2 rRNA genes are annotated in these 3,313 nt (G+C 57.8%); both read right to left on the bottom strand.

Annotated features, from left to right (window positions below):
• Positions 1-8: 8 nt before the first annotated feature.
• Positions 9-130: ribosomal RNA gene (rrf, locus tag ACFQO4_RS21155) — 5S ribosomal RNA — on the bottom strand.
• Positions 131-269: 139 nt separating this feature from the next.
• Positions 270-3,188, bottom strand: a 23S ribosomal RNA gene (locus ACFQO4_RS21150).
• Positions 3,189-3,313: the final 125 nt, after the last annotated feature.

Genomic DNA, 3,313 nt, shown 5'->3' with positions numbered 1-3,313 from the left:
TATGAGTGGGTCGGCGGCGAGCCGGGGTTCCCAGCGGGTCTCCCACGCCAGTACTGGCCGAAACGCGGGCGGGCTTAACTGCCGTGTTCGGGATGGGTACGGGTGGTGCCCCGCCGCTCTGGCCGCCGTAAGGCCGACTCGCGGAGTCGAACCGCGATTATACCGGGGTCGGTTACGGTGTCTAAGGTTCTCTGGTCGGTTGTGACCGTGGTGTACGTGTAGTCCAATTAGCGCCTGGACCCGTTCTTACGGGTTGATCCATGCGAAATGAATGGTGGCTTGATCTGTTAGTGCTCGCGGGCTCAACACCTCGTTGCCTCGGTGCGTACACCCCGAGTCTATCGAACTCGTCTTCTACGAGTGATCTCGGTGGCATCTCTTTTTCGGGTGGGTTTCGAGCTTAGATGCGTTCAGCTCTTACCCCGTGGTGCGTCGCTGCCCGGCACGTGCCCTCTCGGACAGCCGGTACACGAGTGGCACCCATTCGGAGTTCCTCTCGTACTATACGAACGTTCCCGTCAGATACCGTAACACCCCCAATAGATAGCAGCCGACCTGTCTCACGACGGTCTAAACCCAGCTCACGACCTCCTTTAATAGGCGAACAACCTCACCCTTGCCTGCTTCTGCACAGGCAGGATGGAGGGAACCGACATCGAGGTAGCAAGCCACCCGGTCGATATGTGCTCTTGCGGGTGACGACTCTGTTATCCCTAAGGTAGCTTTTCTGTCAGCAATTGCCCGCATTGGGCGGGCTAATTGGTTCGCTAGACCACGCTTTCGCGTCAGCGTCCGTTGTTGTGCCGGACACTGTCAGGCTTCCGTATGCTCTTGCGCTCTTTCTCGGGTCTCCGACCCGAGTGAGGAAACCTTGGGGCGCGCTCGATATCTTTTCAAGCGCGTACCGCCCCAGTCAAACTGCCCGGCTACCAGTGTCCTCCGCCAGGAGTGAGAGTCGCAGTCACCATCGGGTAGTATTTCAGTGATGCCTCGGTGGCCCGCTAGCGCGGGTACCTGTGTAGCGGCTCCTACCTATGCTGCACAATGGCGACCACGTCTCAGTGACAGCCTGCAGTAAAGCTCTATAGGGTCTTCGCTTCCCCTTGGGGGTCTCCAGACTCCGCACTGGAATGTACAGTTCACCGGGCCCAACGTTGGGACAGTGGCGCTCTCATTGATCCATTCATGCAAGCCGCTACTAAAGCGGCAAGGTACTACGCTACCTTAAGAGGGTCATAGTTACCCCCGCCGTTAACAGGTCCTTCGTCCCCTTGTACGGGGTGTTCAGATACCTGCACTGGGCAGGATTCAGTGACCGTACGAGTCCTTACGGATTTGCGGTCACCTATGTTGTTACTAGACAGTTGGAGCGCCCGAGTCACTGCGACCTGCCACTTTCCGTGGCAGGCATCCCTTATTGCGAACGTACGGGACTAACTTGCCGAATTCCCTAACGTCGGTTGCTCCCGACAGACCTTGGCTTTCGCCGCCACGAGTACCTGTGTCGGATCTCGGTACGGACAGTGTGCTTGCCTTTTCACGGGCTCTGGGTTGACCTCTCTTGCGTTATCCAGCCATTCGACCGCTTCGTGCCATTACGGCTTCCACGGTCTTGGACTGTTCACCCGGGCGAAAGCCCGGGAGAGGCGGCCCCAAAGCGTCGGCTTTGAGTGCACACTGGCATAGGAATATTAACCTATTTCCCTTTTGTCAGCTTCGAATTGCGGGCTGACTTAGGACCGGCTAACCCTCAGCTGATTAGCATTGCTGAGGAACCCTTACTCGTTCGGCCGTCGGGGTTCTCACCCGACTAACGCTGCTACTATGACCAGAATTTTCGTTACTGCACGGTCCACACGACCTCTCGGCCGTGCTTCCACCCGAACAGTACGCCAACCTACGGAATCGTGCTGTGACGCACGTCGCTAGGTCTCGGTGGTGGACTTGAGCCCCGATCATTTTCGGCGCCGCAAACCTCGGCCGGTAAGCTGTTACGCTTTTCTTAGAGGGTAGCTGCTTCTAAGCTCACCTCCCGGCTGTCTAGGGCTTGCGACCACCTTCGATCGCACTTAGTCCACACTTGGGGACCTTAACCCAGCTCTGGGTTGTCTCCCTCACGGTACACAGGCTTACCCCGCGCACCGGACTCCCCGCGTCGACGGCGTTCGTAGGTTCGGAGTTGGACAGGGGGGCGAACTCCTCTCGGAGTCCGGTCCCCCAATCCGTCGCTCTACCCCACGAACTACCTCGGCGGAGGTCATGCTTCGACATGTTTCGGTTGGAACCAGCTGTTTCCGGATTCGATGGGCCTTTCACCCCTAGACATAGGTCACGCGAGGGTATTGTAGGACACCAACGCTAGCGGGCCTCCACGTGGCTTTCGCCACGCTTCACCCTGCCCATGCCTAGATCATCCGGTTTCGGGTCGTGCCCGCCTGACTCCCCGCGCTTGAACACGGTGACCCTGGTCGTAAGACTGCGGTCATATCGGTTTCCCTTTGCCTTCCCCGATACTCGGGTTAGACTCGTCAGACAGGCACACTCTCTGGTTCGTTTTTCAAAACGTACGACGGAACACCGGCTTCCCTCTCGGCTTACTACAGGTTCGCACCTGGTTCATTGTGAGAGGGACCTTGTATGCCCCGTCGCTCTATCGCCAACTGAGTTCACGCCCTATTGCACCTCCCTTTTTGGGGTGCTTTTCAGCGTTCGCTCACGCTACTTGTTCGCTATCGGTCTCGAGGAGTGTTTAGTCTTCGCGGTCAATGCCCGCGGTTTTCACGAGGGATTTCCAACCCCCGCTACTCTGGAGCTGACGCACACGTTACTGATCGACGGTACGGGACTGTCACCCTGTTTCGTACCCTGTTCCAAGGGATTTCTCGTCGATGGTCGAGTGCTGCAAGTCAGTCCGAACACCACATTGCCCGTGAGGGCTTCGGTTTGGACTGTGTCGGGTTCACTCGCCGTTACTAACGACATCGCGGTTTGCTTTCTTTTCCTGTCGATACTAAGATGTTTCAATTCTCGACGTTCCCCATTGCGCTAAGCAATTGCAAGAGGATTCCTATTCGGAGATCTCGGGTTCTTCCCCTCCGTGCGGGTCCCCCGAGCTTATCGCAGCTTGGCACGTCCGTCGTCGGCTCTCGAGCCGAGCGATCCACCAGTTGGCACAGTAGCCACGTTCTTTCGGATCGGTGCTGCACAGAATGCAGCGGTTGTGACCCGGGAACGGGTCCAGTGGACGCCTGGACTACACGTACACACGGTCTCATCTGCCACCAGTAGACGGCTGGTGACATCGACCCTTCCC

The sequence above is a fragment of the Saliphagus sp. GCM10025334 genome (assembly GCF_042663485.1).
GTDB lineage: Archaea > Halobacteriota > Halobacteria > Halobacteriales > Natrialbaceae > Natronosalvus.
This window is presented reverse-complemented; position numbering and strand designations above follow the sequence as displayed.